The organism is Lentzea sp. NPDC042327, from assembly GCF_040647275.1.
Taxonomy (GTDB): Bacteria; Actinomycetota; Actinomycetes; order Mycobacteriales; family Pseudonocardiaceae; genus Lentzea.
Map to the genome: position 1 here is coordinate 273,799 of NZ_JBEZBX010000005.1, position 19,366 is coordinate 293,164.

General features: G+C 70.8%; 21 protein-coding genes. 4 read left to right on the forward strand and 17 right to left on the reverse strand.

What is annotated here, in order from left to right:
• Window positions 1–154: 154 nt before the first annotated feature.
• The 8 genes from AB0A63_RS15085 to AB0A63_RS15120 all read right to left on the reverse strand — a co-directional run bounded on the left by AB0A63_RS15085 (window position 155) and on the right by AB0A63_RS15120 (window position 7,148).
• The gene (locus AB0A63_RS15085) at window positions 155–949 is read right to left on the reverse strand and encodes a hypothetical protein (protein ID WP_360390565.1); all 795 of its coding nucleotides are present in this window, start codon (window positions 947–949) and stop codon (window positions 155–157) included.
• Between the two features lie 87 nt (window positions 950–1,036).
• Entirely contained in the window at window positions 1,037–2,311 is a 1,275-nt protein-coding gene (locus AB0A63_RS15090) for a DNA polymerase IV (protein WP_360390568.1), read from the reverse strand.
• 414 nt (window positions 2,312–2,725) lie between these two features.
• On the reverse strand, window positions 2,726–3,283 hold the full coding sequence (shbA, locus tag AB0A63_RS15095; RefSeq protein WP_360391471.1) for an RNA polymerase sigma factor ShbA: 558 nt from the start codon (window positions 3,281–3,283) through the stop codon (window positions 2,726–2,728).
• A 221-nt stretch (window positions 3,284–3,504) separates the two neighbouring features.
• Window positions 3,505–4,245, reverse strand: a complete 741-nt coding sequence (locus AB0A63_RS15100; protein ID WP_360390571.1) for a sigma factor-like helix-turn-helix DNA-binding protein — start codon at window positions 4,243–4,245, stop codon at window positions 3,505–3,507.
• A 111-nt stretch (window positions 4,246–4,356) separates the two neighbouring features.
• The gene (locus tag AB0A63_RS15105; protein ID WP_360390574.1) at window positions 4,357–4,911 is read right to left on the reverse strand and encodes a sigma-70 family RNA polymerase sigma factor; all 555 of its coding nucleotides are present in this window, start codon (window positions 4,909–4,911) and stop codon (window positions 4,357–4,359) included.
• Window positions 4,911–5,474: a sigma-70 family RNA polymerase sigma factor gene (locus AB0A63_RS15110; RefSeq protein WP_360390576.1), complete on the reverse strand. Its 564-nt coding sequence runs from the start codon at window positions 5,472–5,474 to the stop codon at window positions 4,911–4,913. The genes AB0A63_RS15105 and AB0A63_RS15110 overlap by 1 nt, the downstream gene beginning before the upstream one ends.
• 286 nt (window positions 5,475–5,760) lie before the next feature.
• Window positions 5,761–6,330, reverse strand: a complete 570-nt coding sequence (locus AB0A63_RS15115) for a sigma-70 family RNA polymerase sigma factor (RefSeq protein ID WP_360390578.1) — start codon at window positions 6,328–6,330, stop codon at window positions 5,761–5,763.
• Window positions 6,331–6,428: 98 nt separating this feature from the next.
• On the reverse strand, window positions 6,429–7,148 hold the full coding sequence (locus AB0A63_RS15120; protein ID WP_360390581.1) for a class I SAM-dependent methyltransferase: 720 nt from the start codon (window positions 7,146–7,148) through the stop codon (window positions 6,429–6,431).
• 33 nt (window positions 7,149–7,181) lie between these two features.
• Here AB0A63_RS15120 and AB0A63_RS15125 point away from each other — a divergent pair, with 33 nt between their 5' ends.
• The 4 genes from AB0A63_RS15125 to AB0A63_RS15140 are packed head-to-tail and all read left to right on the forward strand — an operon-like array spanning window position 7,182 to window position 11,108.
• Entirely contained in the window at window positions 7,182–8,027 is an 846-nt protein-coding gene (locus AB0A63_RS15125) for a ParA family protein (RefSeq protein WP_360390583.1), read from the forward strand.
• Window positions 8,020–8,781 carry a DNA-formamidopyrimidine glycosylase family protein gene (locus tag AB0A63_RS15130; protein ID WP_360390585.1) on the forward strand — a complete coding sequence of 254 codons (762 nt, stop codon included), beginning with the start codon at window positions 8,020–8,022 and terminating at the stop codon, window positions 8,779–8,781. The genes AB0A63_RS15125 and AB0A63_RS15130 overlap by 8 nt, the downstream gene beginning before the upstream one ends.
• Window positions 8,782–8,813: 32 nt before the next feature.
• The gene (locus tag AB0A63_RS15135; RefSeq protein ID WP_360390587.1) at window positions 8,814–10,052 is read left to right on the forward strand and encodes a cytochrome P450; all 1,239 of its coding nucleotides are present in this window, start codon (window positions 8,814–8,816) and stop codon (window positions 10,050–10,052) included.
• 60 nt (window positions 10,053–10,112) lie between these two features.
• A complete protein-coding gene (locus tag AB0A63_RS15140) occupies window positions 10,113–11,108 on the forward strand; it encodes a quinone-dependent dihydroorotate dehydrogenase (RefSeq protein WP_360390590.1) in 996 nt (331 codons plus the stop codon).
• Here the strand turns inward: AB0A63_RS15140 and AB0A63_RS15145 are convergent.
• The 9 genes from AB0A63_RS15145 to AB0A63_RS15185 all read right to left on the reverse strand — a co-directional run bounded on the left by AB0A63_RS15145 (window position 11,082) and on the right by AB0A63_RS15185 (window position 19,331).
• Window positions 11,082–12,323, reverse strand: a complete 1,242-nt coding sequence (locus AB0A63_RS15145) for a solute carrier family 23 protein (protein WP_360390591.1) — start codon at window positions 12,321–12,323, stop codon at window positions 11,082–11,084. The two genes, AB0A63_RS15140 and AB0A63_RS15145, sit on opposite strands and share 27 nt — an antisense overlap.
• A gap of 181 nt (window positions 12,324–12,504) precedes the next feature.
• Window positions 12,505–13,326, reverse strand: coding sequence for a hypothetical protein (locus AB0A63_RS15150; RefSeq protein ID WP_360390594.1), 822 nt, complete (start codon window positions 13,324–13,326; stop codon window positions 12,505–12,507).
• A 28-nt stretch (window positions 13,327–13,354) separates the two neighbouring features.
• A complete protein-coding gene (locus AB0A63_RS15155) occupies window positions 13,355–14,206 on the reverse strand; it encodes a PspA/IM30 family protein (protein WP_360390597.1) in 852 nt (283 codons plus the stop codon).
• 371 nt (window positions 14,207–14,577) lie between these two features.
• The gene (locus tag AB0A63_RS15160) at window positions 14,578–15,006 is read right to left on the reverse strand and encodes a helix-turn-helix transcriptional regulator (RefSeq protein WP_360390599.1); all 429 of its coding nucleotides are present in this window, start codon (window positions 15,004–15,006) and stop codon (window positions 14,578–14,580) included.
• Between the two features lie 105 nt (window positions 15,007–15,111).
• Entirely contained in the window at window positions 15,112–15,588 is a 477-nt protein-coding gene (locus AB0A63_RS15165; protein WP_360390602.1) for a CinA family protein, read from the reverse strand.
• The gene (gene pgsA, locus AB0A63_RS15170; RefSeq protein WP_360390605.1) at window positions 15,585–16,163 is read right to left on the reverse strand and encodes a CDP-diacylglycerol--glycerol-3-phosphate 3-phosphatidyltransferase; all 579 of its coding nucleotides are present in this window, start codon (window positions 16,161–16,163) and stop codon (window positions 15,585–15,587) included. Before pgsA ends, AB0A63_RS15165 begins: the two co-directional genes overlap by 4 nt.
• Window positions 16,160–17,572 (reverse strand): 30S ribosomal protein S12 methylthiotransferase RimO, encoded by a 1,413-nt coding sequence (gene rimO, locus AB0A63_RS15175; RefSeq protein ID WP_360390608.1) that lies wholly within the window; start codon window positions 17,570–17,572, stop codon window positions 16,160–16,162. Before rimO ends, pgsA begins: the two co-directional genes overlap by 4 nt.
• A gap of 39 nt (window positions 17,573–17,611) precedes the next feature.
• Window positions 17,612–18,157: an RloB family protein gene (locus tag AB0A63_RS15180; protein ID WP_360390610.1), complete on the reverse strand. Its 546-nt coding sequence runs from the start codon at window positions 18,155–18,157 to the stop codon at window positions 17,612–17,614.
• On the reverse strand, window positions 18,144–19,331 hold the full coding sequence (locus AB0A63_RS15185) for an AAA family ATPase (protein ID WP_360390613.1): 1,188 nt from the start codon (window positions 19,329–19,331) through the stop codon (window positions 18,144–18,146). The genes AB0A63_RS15180 and AB0A63_RS15185 overlap by 14 nt, the downstream gene beginning before the upstream one ends.
• Between the last annotated feature and the right edge of the window lie 35 nt (window positions 19,332–19,366).

Sequence of the window (19,366 nt, forward strand, 5' to 3'; positions counted from 1 at the left end):
CGGCTGCGGGTGAGCGACGGCGCGCGTGGGTGGGCGGCGGCGCGGGTAGGCGGCGCGCGTGCGACGGCGGCGCAGGTAGGCGACACGTGCACGGGTGGGCGACGACGCGCGTGGGTGAGTGGCGTCGCGGGTGGGCGGTGCGCGGGAGCGGTGGTCAGGTCAGCTGGCGGGGTGGTTCTTCGGCTGTGTGGCAAGGGATTCGGCGGATCGTGGCCGGTGCGCGGGACGGAGCCGAGCGGGGCCAGGGTGCCGGGTCGGGGCAGCGGGGCGCGGCGGGCAGCGCTGCCGGGGGTGGAACAGCGGGGGTGAGGGGGCGGCGGCGAGGGGCTGTGGGTGAGGGGCGGGACAGGACTGCGTGTTCGAGTTGGCGGATCGGGGAGTCGCCGAGGAGTTTGCGGGCCAGGGCGGTGCCCTTGCGCGGGGCGAAGGCGAGTTCGGTGCGCAGGGCGTGCAGGCCCACCAGGTGGGTGGCCTCGTCGAGGATGGCTCGGGTGTCGGCGATGGACTTGGTGCAGCGGACCGCGTCGATCGTGGCGCGGGGCAGTGGGGCGGTGTGGAAGCCGCGGCGGAGCACCGGTGTGGGGATGTGGTCGGTGCGCATCAGGTTCAGCGGGCCGAAGCTGACTGCGCGGGAGCAGCGCGGGGTCAGCAGGTGGACCGAGGACGGGACCGGGGCGGACTTCAGGCCGTGCAGGTGCAGGGCGTCGAAGCCGGTGACCATGCCGCGGTCGCCGACGTAGAGCAGGGCGGCCTGCAGCCACTGCTCACGGGTGGGTTTCGCGGCGCCCAGCAACAGGACGCCGGGCAGGAGGCGCTGCCAGGGGGTGCCGTGCCGGCACCGCTGGTCGATGACGGCGCCTGTCAGTCCGATGTGGACCAGGGCGGCCACCGGCGCGATGCGGTGGCGGAACAGGATGTGCAGCGATTCCAGGTCTACGGGGTGGCGCATGGGGTCCAGGTTGCACCGGGGGACCGGGGGTGTGCCACGGGGAAACGGGGGGCTGTGGGTTACTCGCGGGTTGTGGACAGGTCGCGATCACTCGGGCTTCGGGCCGAACTCGGCGGTCCTCTGTGGACCCTTGCCGAGGAGGGAGGCCGGGCGGACGGCGAGTGAGCCGAAGCGGGAACGGGCCTGGTCAGCGGCCTGGTCAGCTTCGCGCCAGCCGTTCTCGGGGGCGTCGAAGATCAGCTGGTGGGCGGAGTCGGAGTTGTCAAGTCCCTCGATCCGGACACCGATGAGGCGGACCGCGCCCGGCGGCACCTGGGTGGTGAGCAGCTCCACGGCGGTGCGGTAGATCTCCTGCGTCACGTCCGTCGACGTGGGCAGCGTGCGCGAGCGGGTGATCGTCGTGAAGTCCGAGAACCTGACCTTGATGGACACTGTCCGGCCGTGCAAACCCTTGGCGCGCAACGAGCTCGCCGTCCGCTCGGACAGGCGCAGCAGCTCGCGGCGGAGCACGCCGCGGTCGAGGTGGTCGACCTCGAAGGTCTCCTCCGCGCCGATCGACTTCTCCCGCGACTCCGGCACCACGGCACGGTCGTCCACGCCCCGCGACAACGCGAAGAGGTGCTCCGCCAGCGCCACGCCGATCTTGCGCCGCAACGTCGCCAGCGGTATCGCGGCGACGTCGCCGACGGTTTCCAGGCCGAGTTGCGACAGGCGCGCGGCGGTCTTCTCCCCCACGCCCCACAGCGCGCCGACCGGCAGCGGGTGCAGGAACTCCAGGACCGAGTCCGCCGGGATCACCATCATCCCGTCCGGCTTGCACATGCCGGACGACAGCTTCGCCAGGAACTTCGTCGGCGCCACCCCGACCGAGCACGTCACGCCGTACGCCTCGAACACCCGCGACCGGACCAGCTCGCCGATCCCGCCGGGCGTGGTGCCCATCCGCCGCAGCGCCCCGCCGACGTCGAGGAACGCCTCGTCCAACGACAGCGGCTCCACCAGCGGCGTGATGTCGCGGAAGATCGCCATGACCCCGCGCGACACCTCCTGGTAGAGGTCGAACTGCGGCGGCAGGTACACCGCGTGCGGCGCGAGCCGGCGGGCGTGCGCGGTGGGCATCGCGGACCGCACGCCGAACTCGCGTGCGAGGTAGTTGGCCGAGCACACGACACCGCGCCCACCGACGCCACCGACGACGACGGGCACGGAAGCGAGCTCGGGGCGTTCGCGGATCTCGACGGACGCGTAGAAGGCGTCCATGTCCACGTGCAACATCCGGCAGCCCGTGTCATCAGGCCACACGCCGTCGCGCGCACGGAAGCGGTCACGCAGGCCGCGCGGCAGGTTCGCACTGCGACCCATGACAACCCCTCTCGAACCCTTGTTCGACATCCTACAACCGGTACACGCGGGCAGCGTTCTCCGACGCGATGAGCTACGGGTAGTTGTGCAACAACAGCACGGGCACGCCAAGTGACGCCGTTGCGCGCAGGAACGGCGTCAACAACAACGGTCGCCCTTGGACAGATCCGCGTCCGAATCGCCGTGTCTGACGTGGGACTGCAACGGCAGCCCCGCGTCCAACGCCTCCCACACCAGAAACACGATCACCAACCGGGTCGGCCAACCGCCCCGAGCACCCCCGCACGACATCGGCGTCCGCTGGTCGTTGTGCCGACAGCCCGAGCCCGATCCGGTACGCCGCAACGGACTTCACCCCGACGGCGGTCGTGGAGGCGAGCGCCGACCGCACCGCGGCCACGAAACGCGCTGGCGTCACTGACGGGCGGCCGAGCGCAGCGCCTCCTGGGCCGCGATCTCCCTGCGCAACCGGCTCAGGGCGCGGTGCTGCGCGACGCGCACCGCACCCGGCGTCGAGTCGACCGCCTCCGCCGTCTCCTCCGCCGACAACCCCACCACCACGCGCAGCACGAGGATCTCCCGCTGCTTGCCCGGCAGCAACCGCAGGAGTGCGCCCATGCGTTCGGACAGCTCGCCCTGCAGGGCCTGTTGCTCGGGCCCGGCGCCGAGGTCGGTCGCCTCCGGCAGCTCGGCCACGGGTTCCGACCGCAGCCGCGCCGCCGCGCGGTGGGCGTCGGCGACCTTGTGCGCCGCGATGCCGTAGACGAACGCGAGGAACGGCCGCCCCTGGTCCCGGTAGGCCGGCAGCGCGGTGAGCACGGCCAGGCAGACCTCCTGCGCGACGTCGTCCGCCGAGGTGGACGACCGGTCCTGCCCGCCGACCCGCGCACGGCAGTACCGCACGATCAACGGCCGCAGCGTGGCGAGCAGCCTCTCCGCCGCTCCCCGGTCACCGGCGGCGGCCCTGGTCACGTAGGTGTCCGCGGTGTCCGGCCTCCGGGCCAGGTAGGAGGCCGAGGGCGCCTCGACCGGTTCGGCCGGCCCGACCGCCTTCGCGCGTTCGAGCAGCGCGTCGAACCGCGGGCCGTGCGCCCGGTTCGCCAGCTGTCCGGACGTGGCGTCGCCGACCGAGGTGTTCGCCACGGCGGCTTCTGGAACCGTCCGGTGCAGGCCGGTGGAGAACTCCATGGCGGTCACCGATTTCCCTTCGACGCCTCGCGGGCGGCCTCTTTCGCGCGCCGCAGCTTCCCCTCGACCGCCCGCGGGGTGATCCGCATGAACTCGGCGATCTCGGCGTGCGAGTAGTTCTGGTCCTTCAGGAACAGCAGCGTGCGCCGGTCCTCGCTGAGCTCGGCGAACACGTCGTCCACCGCCTCGCGGGTCACGACCGCGTCTTCGAGGTCCCCGCCGGCCGCGACGTGCTCCAGGCGCGCCCACGCGTCCAGCAGGTGCCGTTCGTGCCAGGCGTTGTTGCTGGTCCGCCACCTGCGGTAGACGTTGGGGAAGGCCAGCACGCACGCGTTCACGAAGTACTCCTTCAGCGGTCCGTGCTCCTCCGACCACTTGCCGCCGAGCACGCCCTCCTCGCGGAACAGGTTGAACCCGGCCCACACGGCCTCGCTGGCGAGCTCCTCCGCCTCGTGGAAGAACACCTCCTGGCGCGCCACGGACCACCTGCGCCGGTCGACCCGCGCGAACATGGCCCCGGACTTCACGAGGTTCCTGACGATCTCGAAGCCGTACCCGACGACCTTGCCGAGGAAGGCCGACCACAGCGGGTCGGCGCACCCGGTCTCGCGGAAGTGCTGGACGAACACGCGGTCCATGTGCAGCTGGTCGGCCTCGGCGGAGCTGAAGTGGTGCACGACGTCCGCCACGGAGAGCAGCGGTCTGCCCGGTCCGCGCTCATCGGCTGCATCCGGGGTTCGCCCCATGCACTCGGGTCCCTACGTCGGCGGCGGGTTGGTGCCTTTGCCAATGGAGATGTCGTTCGGCCGCACGCACCCCCCGCGATCGGCCCAACTAGTTCCGAAAGCAAATACCGGTCACTCGCCGAGCGAGTCGACCTCCTTGCGCAGCCGGACCAGGGCGCGGTGCTGCGCCACCCGCACGGCACCGGGCGTCGAGCCGACCGCCTCCGCCGTCTCCTCGGCCGACAAGCCCACGACGACGCGCAGCCGCACGATCTCGCGCTGCTTGTCCGGCAGCACCTCCAGCAGCCGCGCCATCCGCCGGGACAGGTCGCCGTCCACCGCACGCTGCTCCGGTCCCGCCGCCCGGTCGGCCGACTCGGGCAGGTCGGAGGTCGGTTCGGAACGGTTGCGCGCGGCGGCGCGGTGGGCGTCGGCCACCTTGTGGGAGGCGATGCCGTAGACGAACGCCAGGAACGGGCGGCCCTGGTCGCGGTACGAGGGCAGCGAGGTCAGGACGGCCAGGCACACCTCCTGGGCGACGTCGTCGGCCGACGTGGTGCCCCGGACGCGGGACCGGCAGTAGCGGACGATCATCGGGCGGATCGCCTCCAGCAGCTTCGCCACGGCGCCGCGGTCGCCGGCCAGTGCGCCGGCGACGTGCTCGTCGGCTGTCTCCTGCCTCCCCATCAGATCAGGACGCTGGCCTCGGCGACCTCCCTGCGCAGCCGGCCCAGGGCACGGTGCTGCGCCACGCGCACGGCGCCGGGGGTCGACCCGACCGCGTCGGCCGTCTCCTCGGCCGACAGACCCACGACCACGCGCAGCAGGAGGATCTCGCGTTGCTTCTCGGGCAGCACGCGCAGCAGCTTCGCCAGCGCGCCGTTCAGCTCGCCCTGGAGGGCGAAGTCCTCGGGACCGGCGCCGCGCGAGACCTGGTCCGGCACCTCCGCCGTGGGCTCCGCCCGGTTGCGGGCGAGCGCGCGGTGGGCGTCGGCCACCTTGTGCGCCGCGATGCCGTAGACGAAGGCCAGGAAGGGGCGACCTTGGTCACGGTAGTTCGGCAGCGCTGTCAGCACGGCCAGGCACACGTCCTGCGCGACGTCGTCCGCCGTCGTGGCCGAGCGGCCCACGCGCGCGCGGCAGTACTTGACCACCAGCGGTCGCAAGTAGCGAAGCAGCAGGTCAGTGGCCCTGCGATCCCCGTTCACCGCTGCACTGACCACCTCAGCGGGTAATGCCGAACTTTCCATCCGAGCGTCCCCTCGTCCTCGTCCCGCAGAGGAGACGTGCGGATCGTCACTCCTTATGCGGAAAGTAGGGGCAACTTCTGAACGTCACTCGTTTGGAGCAATGAACAACGACTCGTGGAACGCGGAGAGGAACGACTGAAGGCAACCGGAACCTTCCGGTTCCGCCGTTCCAGTGAGTTCGTCACGAGCAATCACCCGATGCCGTGCCTTGCCCACGACGGTCCGCCACGGCTCTCGCGTAACGCGATGAGCACGTCCCCGCGATCAGCAGAGGAGCAGCGCCCGGTCAGATGAGCTCCTCGACCCCCACCGACGACCGCAGCTTCGCGAGCGCGCGGTGCTGCGCCACCCGCACCGCACCCGGCGTCGACCCGACCGCCTCCGCCGTCTCCTCGGCCGACAGGCCCACGACCACGCGCAGCACCAGGATCTCGCGCTGCTTGTCCGGCAGCGCCGCCAGCAGCTGGCCCAGCCGCACCGACAGCGACCCGAGCAGCGCGTGCTGCTCAGGGCCGGGCACGGTGGACGGCCCGTCCGGGACCTCGGCGACCGGCTCCGCGCGGTTGCGGGCAGCGGCGCGGTGGGCGTCCGCGACCTTGTGGGCGGCGATGCCGTAGACGAACGCCAGGAACGGCCGGCCCTGCTCGCGGTAGGTCGGCAGCGCCGTCAGCACGGCCAGGCAGACCTCCTGGGCCACGTCGTCGGCCGACGTCTGCGCCCGTTCGCCGTGCCCGACGCGCGCCCGGCAGTACCGGGTCACGAGCGGGCGGACGGAGGCCAGCAGCCGCTCGACGGCAGGCCGGTCACCCGCGACGGCCTCGTTGACCAACGAGGCCAGCAGGTCGGAACTCTCCATGGCGCGGGTCCCTACGTCGACTGGCGAAGACTACATCTTTCGCCGCAGAGTCGTTTGGGGCCACTCCCCGGGACTGCATTCGTCCCGAAAGCAAAGGCTCAGTGCGTGCGGCGGGCGAGCACGTGCAGCCGGGCCGCCACGTCTCGCAGGGGAGACCGCCGCGCGGCGGCCAGCTCGAGCTCCGCCAGTGCGTCGGCCGCACCCGGATTCGCATCCAGCACGACGCCGGGCACCAGGTCGGACACCACGCCGTGGCCCTGCAGCAACTCGACCGACAACCCGGCTTCGAGGACGAGCTTCTCGAGGCCCGCCACGTCGAACCGGCGCTGCAGCGGGTCGCGCGTGCCCGCCAGCTGACCGGCGTCGTCGTCCAGCAACCGGCGCGCGTCGACGATCCGCCCGGCGATCGCGCGGTGCAGGATCGCCGCGAACCGGTTCGCCACCAGCACCGACACCGCGCCGCCCGGCGTCACCGCGGCGGCCAGCGCCGTGAGCGCGGCGGACGCGTCGTCCACGACCTCCAGCACCCCGTGCGCGAGCACCACGTCAGCCTCACCGGCGGGAACGCCCAGCGCGTCGGTGTCGCCCTGCACCGCGTTGATCTTCACGCCGGCCTCACGCGCACGGGTGTGCAGGGTGGCCAGTGCGTTCGGCGAGGGCTCCACGACCGTGACGGCACAGCCCGCGGCGGCGAGGGGCACGGCCCACACGCCGCTGCCGCCGCCGACGTCGAGGACGCGGGGCGGTTCGCCGCCCCTGCGCTCCCGTGCGGCGGTCAGTTCGGCGTCGAGCACCCTGTGTACGGCGTCCGGTCGCATGGCACACAGCGTAGGAGACCCTAGAGTAGGTCTGTGCATACGGTGTCCGTGCTCAGCCTCAAGGGAGGCGTCGGCAAGACGACGGTGGTGCTCGGCCTGGCCTCTGCCGCCCTCCGCCGTGGTGTCCGCACTCTGGTGATCGACCTCGATCCGCAGTGCAACGCCACGTCGACGCTGGAGCCCGAGGATCCGAAGGCCAGCATCTACGACGTCCTGAAGGACCCGTCGGAGGAGAACCTGGAACAGGCGATCCGCCCCAGCAGGTGGGGTGACGGCATCGACGTCCTGTCCGGGTCGGAGGACGCCGAGCTGCTCAACCACCCCGACCCCAACGAGTCGCGCCTGCACCGGCTCAAGACCGCGCTGCGCACGTTGCGCGACATGTACGACGAGTTCCCCTACCAGCTCGTGCTGCTCGACTGCCCGCCCTCACTGGGCCAGCTGACCCGTTCCGCGCTGGTCGCGGCCGATCGCGCACTGCTGGTGACCGAGCCCACCATGTTCGCCGTGGCGGGCGTGCAGCGCGCGTTCGAGGCGGTGCAGAACGAACGTGAGAAGAACAACACCGACCTGCAGCCGCTGGGCGTGGTGGTGAACCGGGTGCGGCCGCGCTCGCACGAGCACCAGTTCCGCATCGACGAGCTGCGCGACATCTTCGGCCCGCTGGTGATGCCGGTGGCGCTGCCGGACCGGCTCGCGGTGCAGCAGGCGCAGGGCGCGTGCATGCCGATCCACGAGTGGGGTACTCCGGGCGCACGTGAGGTGGCGCTGGCGTTCAACCTGCTGCTGGCCCGGATTCAGCGCATCTCCCGCAGCCGCCGCCGCGCGGTGCACCACGACTTCGACGACGACGAGATCCAAGAGGCAGTGGATGCCTGAAGGCGACACCGTCTTCCTGGCCGGCCATCGGATGAACGATGCGCTCGCCGGGAAGACGCTGGTGCGCGGCGAGCTGCGGCACCCGAGGCTGGCCGCGGTGGACCTGGCCGGGCTCGACGTGCTCGGTGTGCGCACGTACGGCAAGCACATGTTCACCCGGTTCTCCGACGGCAACAGCCTGCGCAGCCACTTCCGCATGGACGGCGCGTGGCACCTGTACCGGCCGGGCGAGCGCTGGAAGCGGCCGGGGCACCAGGCGCGGGCGGTGCTGGAGGTCGACGACCGGCAGGCCATCGGGTTCGCGTTGCACGACATGGAGCTCCTGCCGACGGCACGCGAGGACGAGCTCATCTCCCACCTCGGGCCCGATCTGCTCTCCCCCGGCTTCGACGCCGCCGAGGCGGTGCGGCGGTTGACCGCGGACCCCGACCGGGCCATCGGCATCGCGTTGCTGGACCAGCGCGTGATGGCCGGTGTCGGCAACCTCTACCGCGCGGAGGTCTGCTTCCTGCTGCGCATCCTCCCGACGGCGCCGGTGTCCGCGGTGGACCCGGCCCGAGCGGTCGCGCTGTCGCGGAAGCTGTTGCAGGCCAACCAGTGGCGGCCGGAGCAGTCCACGACGGGCGACCTGCGCGTGCAGCACTACGTCTTCGAACGCACCGGCAGACCGTGCCTGCGGTGCCGCACCAGGGTCCGGTCGGGCGAGTTCGACGGCAGGTTCGTCTACTTCTGCCCAAAATGCCAGTCCGGTTGAACCGAAGGGCTCGTCCGGCCGTGTCCTTCGACATGGCGGTAAATCTGGATGCGCTGCGCCCGGGCTTCACCGACGACCCGTACCCGGTGCTGACGAGCCTGCGCGAAGCGGGTCCCGTGCACCGGGTCGAGAACTTCGGCGCGCCGATGTGGCTCGTGACCCGCTACCCCGACGTGCGGGCCGCACTGGACCACCCGCTGCTGTCCTCGCACGGCTCCGCGCTCGCCGAGCCCCTGCGCGGGCACCCGCACTTCGCGTCGTGGTGGTTCGGCGACCTGTCGGACCACATGATGAACAGCGACGCCCCCGACCACACCCGCCTGCGCCGCGCGGTGTCGAGCGAGCTGACCCCGCGCCGCATCGCCGCGCTGCGCCCGCATGCCGAGCAGCTCGCGACGACGCTGGTCGAGGGGTTCCTCGACGCCGGGCGCTGCGACCTGGTCGCGGACTTCGCGGCGCCGCTGCCGATCACGCTGCTGATGGAACTGCTCGGCGTGCCCGCGGTGGACCAGGAGAACTTCCGGTACTGGGCGGACGTGGTCACCGGGCTCGCCGACGGTGACGCCGCCTCCGCCCGCGAGGAGGCCTCGGGCTACCTGCTCGACCTGGTGGCGCACAAGCGGACCTCCGGCGACGACGACCTGATCGGCGGGCTGGCCCGTGCGAGCGGCGAGGCCGCGCTGTCCGACCGCGAGCTCGCCTCGCTGGCGTTCCTGCTGCTCGTAGCGGGGTACACGACCGCGGTCGACCTCGTCGGCAACGGCGCGCTGGCGTTGCTGCGCCACCCGGAACAGCTGGAGCTGCTGCAACGCTCGTCGTCGCTGCTGCCGGGCGCGATCGAGGAGTTCCTGCGGTTCGACGGCCCTGCCTCGCACCTGCTGCGGTTCGCGAGCGGGGACCTGACGATCGGCGGCGTGCGAATCCCCGCCGGTGACGTGGTGCTGCTGTCGCTGGCCTCCGCCGACCGCGACACCACGCGCTACCCGCGGGCCGACCAGCTCAACATCGAGCGGGCGGACCGGCAGCACCTGGCGTTCGGGCACGGCATGCACTTCTGCCTCGGTGCGCCGATGGCCCGGCTGGAGGGCGACGTGGCGTTCCGCGCGCTGCTGGGCCGCTGCACGGGGCTCGCCCTGGACACCGCACGACCGCTGGGCTGGCGGGTGTCGCTGGGCAGCCGGGGGCTGCGGTCGCTGCCGGTGCGGTTCCTGGCCAGGCCGGCCGTGCCGCTCGACGAGCAGGCGACGGTGAAGGTGCCCAGGCCGTCCTGACCGGCGCTGGCGGACGAGAGCCGGTGCGCCCGTTCTGAACTGGCGTTATAGGGTGGGCGCGTGGTCTACAAGCAGGTGGTTCGCAAGGCGTTGTTCTCGATGCACGGTGGCGACGCGGAGCGGGTCCACGAGACCACGCTCGCCGCCATGGCCCGGCTCAGCCCGCTGGCCAGGTTCGCGCGGGGCCAGAACAACCCGCGCACCGTGTTCGGCGTCCGGTTCCCCAACCCGGTCGGGCTCGCCGCCGGTCTCGACAAGGACGGCAGGGCGCTGCCGGCGTGGGCCGCGCTGGGCTTCGGGTTCGTCGAGGTCGGCACGGTCACGTGGCACCCGCAGCCGGGCAACCCCAAGCCGCGGCTGTTCCGCCTGCGCGAGGACGAGGCGATCATCAACCGGATGGGCTTCAACAACGCCGGAGCGCGCGCGCTCGCGCAGAAGCTCGACAAGACCACCCTCAGGGCGCCGCTGGGCATCAGCCTGGGCAAGTCGAAGGTCACCCCGGTCGAGCACGCCGTCGAGGACTACCTGAACTCGCTGAGCGCCCTTCAGGACCACGGTGACTACTACGCGATCAACGTCAGCTCGCCCAACACCCCCGGCCTGCGCAGCCTGCAGGACAAGGGCGCGCTCACCGAGCTCGTCGCGGCGATGACGCGGGCCACCGAGAAGCCGATGCTCGTCAAGATCGCGCCCGACCTCACCGACGACGCCATCGCCGAGGTCATCCAGGTGTGCGTGGACCACGGCATCAAGGGCCTCATCGCCACGAACACCACCCTCGGCCGCGAGGGCCTCAGGAGCCCCCACAGGGACGAGACGGGCGGTCTGAGCGGCAGGCCGCTCACCCAGCGGGCGAACGACGTCGTCCGGTTCATCACGAAGAACAGCGACCTGCCGGTGATCGGCGTCGGCGGCATCGCGACGCCCGACGACGCCCTGCGCATGATCGACGCGGGCGCGAGCCTGGTGCAGCTCTACACCGGGTTCATCTACGAGGGTCCCGGCCTGGTGAGCCGGATCAACGAGGCGCTACGCGGGGTGCCGGGCGGCGCGTAGCCAGCGCATCACCGGGTGCAGGATCACGACCAGCAGCGACCCCCACACCAGGCCGCCCATCTTCAGCGAGCCGATCTCGATGGTCAGGTCGCCGACGCCGGCGACCAGCGCCGCCCCGCCGACCATGGCGTTGACCGGGTTGGTGAGGTCGACGCCGCGGTCCATCCAGATCCGCACGCCGATGAGCACGATCAGGCCGTAGAGCACCAGCGTGCACCCGCCCAGCACACCGGGCGGGATGGTGCCGAACAGCGCGATGGCCTTCGGGGAGAACGCGAGCAGCACGGAGAGCACCCCGGTGACCGCGAACGCCGCCGTGGTGTAGATCCGGGTCACGGCCATGACGCCGATGTTCTCGGAGTACGTCGTCGTGCCCACGCCCCCGCCCAGGCCCGAGAGCGCCGTGGACAGGCCGTTGGCGATGATCGCGTCGCCCGCGCTGCCGTCGAGGTTGCGGCCGGTCAGCGCGGCCACCGCCTTGACGTGGCCGACGACCTCCGCGACCAGGACGATCACCACCGGCAGCATCAGCAGCACGACGGACGGGCGCAGCTCCGGCTGGTGCAGCTGTGGCAGCCCCACCCAGGACGCCTCGCGCAACGCCGTGAACCGCGCCGGCGGCACGGCACCGGCCAGCACCCCGCCGGCCCAGACGCCGACGAACCCGACCAGCACCGAGAACCGGACCAGCAGCCCGCGGCCGAGGACACCGGCCAGCAGGACCACGCCGGTCGTGATCGCGGCCAGCGCCGGCTGCTCCGCGAAGTGCGAGGTGGCCTGGTGCGAGAGGTTCAGGCCGATGATGACCACGACGGCACCGGTGACGACCGGCGGCATGACCGACTCCAGCAGCCGCACGCCGAGCGCCTTGACGGCGATGCCGACGACGATCACGAGCAGACCGGCGGCGACCACCCCGCCGAGCTGCGCGGCGATGCCCTGTTCACGGGCGGCCACCAGCGGCGCGACGAACGCGAAGGACGAGCCGAGGTAGCTGGGGACCCGGTTCTTGGTGATCAGCAGGAACAGCAGCGTGCCGAGGCCGGAGAACAGCAGCGTCGTGGCGACCGGCAGGCCGGTCGCGGTGGGGACCAGCACCGTCGCGCCGAACATGGCGACCAGGTGCTGCACGCCGAACCCGATGGTGAGCGGCCAGCTCGCCCGCTCCTGCGGTGCGACGGCCTCACCGTCGGTGACCCGACCGTCCCCGTGCACGGTCCACAACGCCAACGCACTGCCTCCCGGCAACCCACCCGGACTTCCCGCTGCCCGGCCCCGGAATCCTGCCACGCCTGGTAGTGGCCACGGCTAGATAACGGTCTGATAATCACACGATTGCCGTAAATATCTCCAGCAATCCACGCCGATAGACGCACGTGATTACCCAGGGTGACGATTAATACGCTGAATAGCCTGTCACGTCCCGCATTGCGGACGCGAGACCGGCCATGTGGTCGGTGGCGTCGTCCAGCACCATGCGCGGGTCCTGGAACGCGGTGCTCGCCGCGAGCGCCTGGCCCGCCGCAGCCACCAGCGCACAGTAGCGGTCCACGCCGTCGGCCAGCTGGATCCGCAGCACCCGCACACCCTCGACGAGCGAGCCGCGCTCCAGGTGCGGCGCGGTGTCGCGGGCCCGTTCGACGGCTTGGAGCTGCGCGGACACCGAACGGATGGCGGCCGACGCCTCCTGGGCGGTCTGCCGGGCGTGCTGGATCGACTCCGTCGGCAACGAGGTGAGCGCCGGCGAGTCGAGCTGCTTCAGCAGCTCGGTCATCGTGTCCTCGGCGCTGTGCAGCTTCTCCATCGGCACCCGTGCCGCGGAGATGTGCGCGGGCAGCGGCGGCCGGGGCGGTGGCGGCGGGCTGAGCGCGAGCCGCTGCCGGGCCGCGCCGATCTCGCGCAGCTTGAAGCCGCTGCGCACGGCGAGGACCGCGGGCACTGCCGCGCCGACCGTGCCGGCGACGGCGGCCCAGGTGCCCAGCACGCCGGTGAAGCCGAAGACGGCCAGCGTGCCGAGCATCGTGATCAGGATCGCCCAGAACGTGAGCACGGCGTTGGTGCGCTTGCGCCTGCGTTCGAGCTTCGCGACCGGGTCGTTCCACCTCTGGAGGCGGTAGCGCGCCTGCTCGGCCAGCGGGTGGCCCTGGAGCGACGCACCCAACTCGCCGACGACCTTGCGGACGATCTCGTTGTTGGGACGGTTTCTCCAGGGCTCCATGATCACCTGCTGACTCCTCCTGCCCCGCTCAGTTCTGAGCCGGCGGGACCTGCTGCTGCGTGGTCTTCTGCTCGTGCTGCACGCGCTGCGCGATCTCGGCCTGGATCTGCGCCGCCGCGCTGTTGCCCTGGGTGACCTGCTGCGGCGTGTTCGCCTGGCCACCGTGCATGGACGCGCGGATCTGCTCCAGCCGCGACGAACCGGCGAGCTGGGTGGTCGAGGCCTGCACCTCGAGCATCCGGCCCTGCACCGAGTTCTGGGCGAGCTCGGCGGACCCGAGCGCGGTGGAGTAGCGCTTCTCGATCTTGTCGCGGACCTCTTCCAGCGACGGCACGTTGCCGGGCGCGGCGAGCTCGCTCATCTGGTTCAGCGACGCGGAGACCTGCTCCTGCATCTTCGCCTGCTCCAGCTGGCTGAGCAGCTTCGTGCGCTCGGCGAGCTTCTGCTGCAACATCATCGAGTTGCGCTCGACGGCCTGCTTGGCCTGTGCGGCGGCCTGCAGCGACTGGTCGTGCAGCGTCTTGAGGTCCTCGATGCCCTGCTCCGCGGTCACGAGCTGGGTGGCGAAGCCCTGCGCCGCGTTCTCGAACTGCTGCGCCTTCTGCTCGTCGCCCTTCGCGCGCGCCTCGTCGGCGAGCACGAGCGCCTGGCGCGCGGAGGCCTGCAGCTTCTCCACGTCGCCGAGCTGGCGGTTGAGCTTCATCTCCAACTGCCGCTGGTTGCCGATGACGGCCGCGGCCTGCTGAGAGAGCGCCTGGTGCTGACGCTGCGCCTCCTCGATGGCCTGCTGGATCTGCACCTTCGGGTCAGCGTGCTCGTCGATCTTGGACGAGAACGATGCCATCAGGTACTTCCAGAACTTCACGAACGGACTGGCCATCTCCTACGCCTGCCTTCTCGGTGCCGGTGTTGGATCCATCGTCTCAATTGTGCGTCGGCGTATCCACCGACACGGGGAGATATCCGGGAACACCCTGACCCCACCCCGGGACTGAGGAGAACACGCCTGACGACGTGCAATCCTGCCCGCACCCGCGTCCTGGGACGCGGTGACCCCACCCGCTGTGGCCAAGCCGTTGTCTCCCGTTCAGCCGACGGGGGTCGTTGTCAGTTGAACGCACGAGCGCACGATGTTGTTGCAGCGAGTCACGTGGCGGCGGCCACAGCGGCTCTCAGCGCCCTCTCAGCTCACCAGAACGCCAGCGGCCCCGCTCACCAGGGGGCGAACGGGGCCGAGAACGACATGGGTAGTTATGCGGCGGCCACTGCCTTGGGCGGCTCGCCGATCTTGCTGGTGAGCCGGTGGCTGAGCATCGGCTGCAACCGCAGGTCGGACAGGTCGTCCGAGAGCGTCTTGGGCAGCACGCGGCCACCCTCCAGCTTGCCGCGCCCGTGGTCCGCACGACCGCTCTGAACGGTGTCCGGCACCGTGTCCGGCGTCTGCTGGACGGCGCCGATGTCGGAGGCGACGTGGTGCAGGAGCTCGGACAGCGGCAGTTCCAGTGCCTCGCAGATGGCCGCGAGGAGCTCGCTGGACGCCTCTTTGCGGCCGCGCTCCACCTCGGACAGGTACCCCAGGCTCACGCGGGCGGTCCGAGAGACCTCGCGCAGCGTGCGGCGTTGGTTGGTGCGGGCATGGCGAAGCCGATCACCGATCGCCTCGCGCAGCAGCACGGTCATCGCGCGCCTCCTTCCGGCCGGCCGTGTCCCTACGTTACCGATCGACACCGACAACGGGCAGTGACTTCCGAACACGTCCGCCCAGGGCGAACGAACGGTTGGTCGTCATTTGTTCCCGTCCGCGGTGCCCAGCAGCTCGTCCGAGAGCAGGACCAGGGCTTTTTCCACCGCTGTGAGACGGACCGCTTTTCGGTCGCCACTCACGGTGATGGTCCGCACCGTGGACACTCCAGGCCCGCTCAAGCCGATGTGGACCGTGCCTGGAGCGACGCCGTCCTGCGGGTCCGGTCCGGCGACCCCGGTGAGCCCGATCCCCCAGTCCGCCCCGCACCTGGTCCGGGCACCGTCGGCCAGCTGGAGGGCCACCTCGGGGTGCACGGCACCGTGCTCGTCGAGCAGCTGCTGGTCCACGCCTGCGAGCTCGTGCTTGAGCTCGGTGGCGTAGACGATCAACCCACCGCGGACCACGGCACTCGCCCCCGGTGTGTCGACGATCGTCGCGCACAGCAGACCCGCGGTGAGCGACTCGGCCGTGGCGACGGTCTGGTTCCTCGCCTTGAGCAGATCGACCACGTTCGTCATGCGACGGCCCGATCTGCCCTTGCTTTCATCTTGAACGCCCTGATGACGTAATCGATTCCCGTCACCACGGTGAGCACCAGCGCCAGTGCCATGATCGCCCACGCGACCAGCTCCAGCACGTCGTTCCCCGGCAGCACGAACAACCCGATCGCGATGACCTGCGCGAGCGTCTTGGCCTTGCCGCCGCGGCTGGCCGGGATGACGCCGTAGCGGATCACCCAGAACCGCAGCAGCGTGATGCCGACCTCGCGCACGGCGATGGTGATCGTGATCCACCACGGCAGCACGTCGAGGATGCTCAGCCCGACCAGCGCGGACCCGGTGAGCGCCTTGTCCGCGATCGGGTCGGCGATCTTGCCGAAGTCGGTGATCAGGCCGTGCTTGCGGGCGAGCGTGCCGTCGATGTGGTCGGTGAAGCTCGCGACGGCGAACACGCCGAACGCGATCAGCCGCCAGGTCGTGTCGAAACCGCCAGCTTCGAACAGGGAGAACAGGAAGACCGGAACGAGGACCAGCCGCGTCATCGTCAGGATGTTCGCGACGTTGAACAGCGGGACCTTCCGGGCCTCGGTCATGTGCCCACTACCCCGATCGGCTCGACCACGAGGTCGACGCCCTCGGAGTCGACGACCCGGCAGCGGACGAGGTCACCGCGCTTGAGGTCCTCGGCTTCGAGCACGATGCACTCGCCGTCGACCTCGGGCGCCTGGTGCTCGGCGCGCCCGACGCAGTCGCTCTCCTCGTCCTCCTCGTGCTCGATGAGCACGACGACCTCGGTGCCCACCCGGTCCTCGGCGCGCTGGCTGGTGAGCTCCTCGACGAGGTTGCCGATCCGGGTGACCCGCTCGGCGATGGTGTCGGCGTCGAGCTTGCCGTCGAGGTCCTCGGCCTCGGTGCCGTCCTCGTCGGAGTAGCCGAAGATGCCGACCGCGTCCAGGCGCGCCTCGGTGAGGAACCGCTCCAGCTCGGCCAGGTCCTCCTCGGTCTCACCGGGGAAGCCGACGATGAAGTTGCTGCGGATGCCCGCCTCGGGCGCGTGCTCGCGGATCTGCCACACGAGCTTGAGGAAGCTGTCGGTGTCGCCGAACCGGCGCATGCGCCGCAGCACGTTCTCGCTGGAGTGCTGGAACGACATGTCGAAGTAGTTCGCGACCTTGTCGGTCTTCGCGATGGCGGCCACCAGGCTCGGCTTGGTCTCGGCCGGCTGCAGGTAGCTCACCCGCACCCGCTCGACGCCCGGGATGCCCGCGAGACGCGGCAGGAGCTGTTCGAGCGCACCCTGCTCCCGCGGCAGGTCCTTGCCGTAGCTCGTGGAGTTCTCGCTGACGAGGAAGAGCTCCTTGACGCCGTTCTCGGCGAGCCACATGGCCTCGGACACGACCTCGTCGGGGTGCCGCGACACGAACGCGCCGCGGAAGCTCGGGATGGCGCAGAAGCTGCACCGCCGGTCACACCCGGACGCGATCTTCAACGGCGCCACGGGCGCGTCGTCGAGCCGCTTGCGCTGGACCTTCGTCGGCCCCCAGCCGTGGCCGGGCACCTGCACCGCGTCCTTGGCCTCCTGGCGCTTGACCGGCGTGATCGGCAGCAGCGTGCGCCGGTCCACCGGCACGTGCGACTCGACCGGCTTGCCGTGCAGCACGTCCTGCAGCCGCTCGGCCAGGTCGTTGTACTGGTCGAACCCCAGGACCGCGGCCGCCTCGGGGAGGCTGTCCGCGAGCTCCTTGCCGTACCGCTCGGCCATGCACCCGACCGCGACGACCTTGGCGCCGGTGTCGGACGCGGCGAGCAACGTGTCGACCGAGTCCTTCTTGGCCTGCTCGACGAAGCCGCACGTGTTGACGACGACGACGTCCGCGCCCTCGTCCACCAGCTCCCAGCCGCCCTCGCCGAGCCGTCCGGCGAGCTCTTCGGAGTCGACCTCGTTGCGGGCGCAGCCCAGGGTTAGCAGCGACACGCGTCGCGGAGTGGTGGGAGAAGACACGGCGCTCAGCGTAACCGCCCCGGGTGCCGACGCTTGAACTCAGTGCTGCAGGAGCACCTCGACGAGGCGCCACACACCGGTCGAGGGGTTGCCCGGCCCCAGTTCCCTCGCCCGTGTGACCGCCATCTCAACCCCGTGGTCGAACGCCGCGTAGTCGAGCTTCTTGTCGTAACCCGGCACGTGTTTTTGCACCAGCCGGCACGCCGCTGACCCGTCGTCGATGTGCGCACGGTGGTCGCGGAAGTGGAGCAGGAGCCACAGCTCGAAGCACGGCTCGGAGACCGCGAGCTCGACGTCAGCCCGTTCCGCCGCCCGGCGTGCGGCTTCCACGTCGAACTCGTCGACGTCGACCACGCACCACACACCGTCGTACTCATCGGCGGTGAAGATGCTCTTGGCGTACCGGACGAGGTTCTCCGGTGACTCGACCTTGGTCCTGACCTTCAGCCGAACGCCGCGCGTCCTCGCCATGCCCTTGAAGTAGTCGGGTTCGGTGCGCTGACCTCCGCACACGACCAACAGGTGCCCTGGCCGCAGCGCGCGGTCGCGTCCTCTGCGGTGCTGCGTGTTCTCACGCCTCGCCACGGTCACCTCGAACCGCCTCGGCGAACCGGTCCTGGAACAGTTCCGGCACCGCTCCGTACCGCCCGGCCAGATAGCGGCGTTCGAGGTTGTCCTCGGCCCTGGGCTTGAAGTCGGTGAGCGGGTACAGCGTGCTGGCGCCGGTCTCCCGGTCCTTTTCGACGAACCAGATCTCGTCGCGCCGGAGCACCTCCTCCCCCAGGGGCGGGTGCAGCAGCGTCGCGTCGTGGGTGGTGAAGATCAGCTGAGCCCCGGCCTGGTTGACCTCGCCGTCGTGGAAGAGGGCGACCAACCGGGCGGCGAGCAGGGGGTGCAGGCTCGCGTCGATCTCGTCGATCACCAGCGTGCCGCCGGTGCGCAAGGTCGTCAGCACTGTCGGCAGCAAGCCCAGCCACGACCTGGTTCCTGCCGACTCGTCGCCCAGGAACAGCCCGAAGCCTCCGTGAGCCACGATCAGGGTTGGCCTGAGCTCGCCGTCCGGACGCCGCACGTTGGCGACGACCAGATCCGTGATCCCGAAGTCGGCGGCTCGAACCAGTTCGACGGCCCGGCTGTGCTCAGAGGGCTGGTTGCTGAGGAACTCGGCCATGGGGTCTTCGCCGGCCGAGGCGCTCACGCCGAGCCGGAAGTGGAGCTGATGCGTGAACCACCCCCGCACCGGCAGGACGTGGGCCACCGCCGACTGCGCCGCCAGGCTGAGGAACAACGCGTTGGGCCTGAGCAGACCTCCCAGCAGCTCCAGTCTTGCGCGATCGTCGACGGTGCTCCCGAACCTCAGCCCCTTCTCGTCCCGCTCGAACAGCACGCGCTTGCGCGCTTCCGGGTAGGAGTACAGCCACTCCTCATGAACGGAGTCGTCGTCGACCTCGAAGCCGTAGGTGTACCGAACTCCGTCGAGCACGAGCTCGACCACGAAGGTGGACGTCTCACCGTCCCCGTTCAGCGCGAAACGCCGGCGTGGGACACCTGCGTCCGGAGTCCACGAGGAGAACGAGTCCCGAACGGCGCGCTGCATGAACGCCAACCCGTCGAGCAGGTTCGACTTGCCGGAGGCGTTGGCCCCGTAGATCCCCGCCACCGGCAGGGCTTCGCGGTCTTTCGAGTAGGCGGGCATGAGCAACAACTCGTGCTCGTCGCGGAACGAGCGGTGGTTGTCCAGCCGAAAGCTGCGCAGCACCGCAACCCACCTCCCGAGAACCTACAAGCCGATCT

Bases quoted from the DNA above. Each gene is read 5' to 3' on its own strand.
- AB0A63_RS15085 (WP_360390565.1), bottom strand. From the start codon at position 949: ATGCGCCACCCCGTAGACCTGGAATCGCTGCACATCCTGTTCCGCCAC.
- pgsA (WP_360390605.1), bottom strand. From the start codon at position 16,163: ATGACCGAGGCCCGGAAGGTCCCGCTGTTCAACGTCGCGAACATCCTG.
- AB0A63_RS15105 (WP_360390574.1), bottom strand. From the start codon at position 4,911: ATGGGGAGGCAGGAGACAGCCGACGAGCACGTCGCCGGCGCACTGGCC.
- AB0A63_RS15090 (WP_360390568.1), bottom strand. From the start codon at position 2,311: ATGGGTCGCAGTGCGAACCTGCCGCGCGGCCTGCGTGACCGCTTCCGT.
- AB0A63_RS15150 (WP_360390594.1), bottom strand. From the start codon at position 13,326: ATGGAGCCCTGGAGAAACCGTCCCAACAACGAGATCGTCCGCAAGGTC.
- AB0A63_RS15160 (WP_360390599.1), bottom strand. From the start codon at position 15,006: ATGACCGTGCTGCTGCGCGAGGCGATCGGTGATCGGCTTCGCCATGCC.
- AB0A63_RS15120 (WP_360390581.1), bottom strand. From the start codon at position 7,148: ATGCGACCGGACGCCGTACACAGGGTGCTCGACGCCGAACTGACCGCC.
- AB0A63_RS15155 (WP_360390597.1), bottom strand. From the start codon at position 14,206: ATGGCCAGTCCGTTCGTGAAGTTCTGGAAGTACCTGATGGCATCGTTC.
- AB0A63_RS15135 (WP_360390587.1), top strand. From the start codon at position 8,814: ATGGCGGTAAATCTGGATGCGCTGCGCCCGGGCTTCACCGACGACCCG.
- AB0A63_RS15110 (WP_360390576.1), bottom strand. From the start codon at position 5,474: ATGGAAAGTTCGGCATTACCCGCTGAGGTGGTCAGTGCAGCGGTGAAC.
- AB0A63_RS15165 (WP_360390602.1), bottom strand. From the start codon at position 15,588: ATGACGAACGTGGTCGATCTGCTCAAGGCGAGGAACCAGACCGTCGCC.
- AB0A63_RS15100 (WP_360390571.1), bottom strand. From the start codon at position 4,245: ATGGGGCGAACCCCGGATGCAGCCGATGAGCGCGGACCGGGCAGACCG.
- AB0A63_RS15130 (WP_360390585.1), top strand. From the start codon at position 8,020: ATGCCTGAAGGCGACACCGTCTTCCTGGCCGGCCATCGGATGAACGAT.
- AB0A63_RS15115 (WP_360390578.1), bottom strand. From the start codon at position 6,330: ATGGAGAGTTCCGACCTGCTGGCCTCGTTGGTCAACGAGGCCGTCGCG.